Raw genomic sequence first — 2,106 nt, 5'->3', positions numbered from 1 at the left:
ATAATCAACCAAGTCGAATAAGTTAATTTCTAATTTAATGCTTAAGTGGGTTGGCGGTTCCATTACTCCCTTTGCCCCTCATAGCATTAGTACGGGTTGCCAACTGGATACATTGTCTTAAGCTGCTTTTACTTCAACAAGCATATGAATACCATCATGTTCAAGAGAGTCTTGAATAGCTAAGGCGATAAATTGTTCTACGGGATATCCTAAAATAATAGCAAATTGCTTAGCTTTTTTAGCACTAACTATCTTTCTATCATGTTCTAAATCGCATAAATATTGCTTTGACACACCAAGGCTTTTCGCAAAATCAATCTGACTTATCCCTTCTCCTTGACGTATAGAACGAATAGAACTTCCTAATGTTAAACGCCCCACCAATTTCTCTAAATATTTTTTTGCATTAGTACTCATGTTTATTCACCTCAACAATAGAAATAATCACAATTTCGTTTTGTTCATTTTCAATATATATAGCTCGATATGCCTTATTTAGTCTAATTGAGCGTTGCCCTTGGCGCTCTCCTTTTAACGGTTCATCATGAAAACCTGGTATAGTTCTCATTTTCTGAATACCTAAACGCTCTACCGAATCAACCCATAACAATAACTTCTCTTTAATATATTGTGGAATTTTAATTAAATCTTTTTTAGCACTTTTAGTTAATTCGATTTGACAAGACTTTATCAATTTTAAAATTACCTAATGATTATTTAAATAAATAGTACACTAATTTGGTGTACTTGTCAAATAGACTGGCATTTGAAGTAAAGATAATAGGGGTTTTATGTGTGCACCTAGAGCGCCAAAGTCCATAAATATGATATCTCTGTTCTCGGGTTAACTGTTTATGACCCATTGCGAAACTCCTATTGACCAGATAGGTCCGCACATAGTAAGTAACCTACTGATTTTTAATAAGAGTTGCGTTTATTAATTGAATCCGACAGTTAATGTAGTCAACGTTAAGTAACTGGCATATATTTGCCCATTAATGCTGGAGCTGATCCTCCCTCGATTAGCCGTACTCCTTGTTTAAGAGATATAATCTCATCAACAAGGAGTACGGCTAATCGAGGGAGGATCAGACAACAAAACTAAGAGATCCGTCAAATAGTCACTATAGTTTAGTTTCATTATTATTTACACTACATGGCTCGGGTATTGGAAATGTTATAAGTCGACCAATAAATGTGTCTATAACAAAATCTATGATAGATTCAATGTTTAGTTGGACGTTTGGTGCTATGGGTAGTAGTGCAGGTAAACAATCGGGGTGGTAATTATGGTTTGGTGTGATACTTACTATAGTAAAGGGACCTGCCTTCCCAAATGGCTATATTGCATTACATCTTTGGGGGGCTTTGTCTTATCTCTTTTGACAATTTATAGTGCTCTAGAAACGATTGGATTCATGGAAAAAATTATTCCTGCTGTAGGCGCTATATATTTTTTATATTTAACTACCTGTAATGTTTTTTTAATCTTAAAAGGTAGTCAATATGTTAAGATAATAAAAAAAGAACAAGACCATTTTATTTTAACTAATATTTTTAAAAAACATATTCATTTTACTGTTTCTGACATCTTATCACTAAAAGCTTCGTCGAACTTCTTTATTATTGATAAGTTTTTAACTGGATTCGCTAAGCATATTTCAGGATTAGAGTTAATTTTAAAAGATGGAAGTAGATATTACATCACTTGCTATATGGAAAATACTGATACATTAAAAGAGCATCTGTTAGGAAAAGTCGATTTTGAATGATGTTGAAGAGTGTTTGATCCTGAGCTTTCGGCAAGCGTGCGTGACTAAAGACAGAGCGGTCGTTTAGTCTATAGCCTCAATGATTTTAGGAGGCGACTTAATGATAAAAGGCACCAATAAACTAGACACTGTCAAACAAGCCTTTAGACACTGGCGAACCACACGAACAAGGCGCGGTCAAATCCCCGATGAGTTATGGGAGCAAGTCAAGGGACTATTGGGTGATTATACTCTTTCGAAAATCGGCAGTCATTTTGCTATTTGTTGTCACTTTGTATTTCTTTCGATAACGAACAAAAATTTTCGCTTCTTTCATTAAACGTTGAGTTCGTCT

The 2,106-nt window shown here is 34.6% G+C and carries 3 protein-coding genes; 1 reads left to right on the top strand and 2 read right to left on the bottom strand.

Going from position 1 to position 2,106, the window contains the following annotated elements; all coding sequences use genetic code 11:
- Positions 1-117 precede the first annotated feature (117 nt).
- Both Lnau_RS15415 and Lnau_RS15410 read right to left on the bottom strand, forming a co-directional pair.
- Positions 118-417, bottom strand: coding sequence for a helix-turn-helix domain-containing protein (locus Lnau_RS15415; RefSeq protein ID WP_058506038.1), 300 nt, complete (start codon positions 415-417; stop codon positions 118-120).
- A complete protein-coding gene (locus tag Lnau_RS15410) occupies positions 407-694 on the bottom strand; it encodes a type II toxin-antitoxin system RelE family toxin (protein WP_058506037.1) in 288 nt (95 codons plus the stop codon). Before Lnau_RS15410 ends, Lnau_RS15415 begins: the two co-directional genes overlap by 11 nt.
- Before the next feature lie 595 nt (positions 695-1,289).
- Here Lnau_RS15410 and Lnau_RS15405 point away from each other — a divergent pair.
- Positions 1,290-1,772, top strand: a complete 483-nt coding sequence (locus Lnau_RS15405; protein WP_058506036.1) for a hypothetical protein — start codon at positions 1,290-1,292, stop codon at positions 1,770-1,772.
- The last annotated feature ends 334 nt before the right edge of the window (positions 1,773-2,106 follow it).

The sequence above is a fragment of the Legionella nautarum genome (genome assembly GCF_001467895.1).
GTDB lineage: Bacteria > Pseudomonadota > Gammaproteobacteria > Legionellales > Legionellaceae > Tatlockia > Tatlockia nautarum.
Note: the sequence above shows the minus strand (reverse complement) of the source record. Positions and strands in the feature narration are given on the sequence as shown.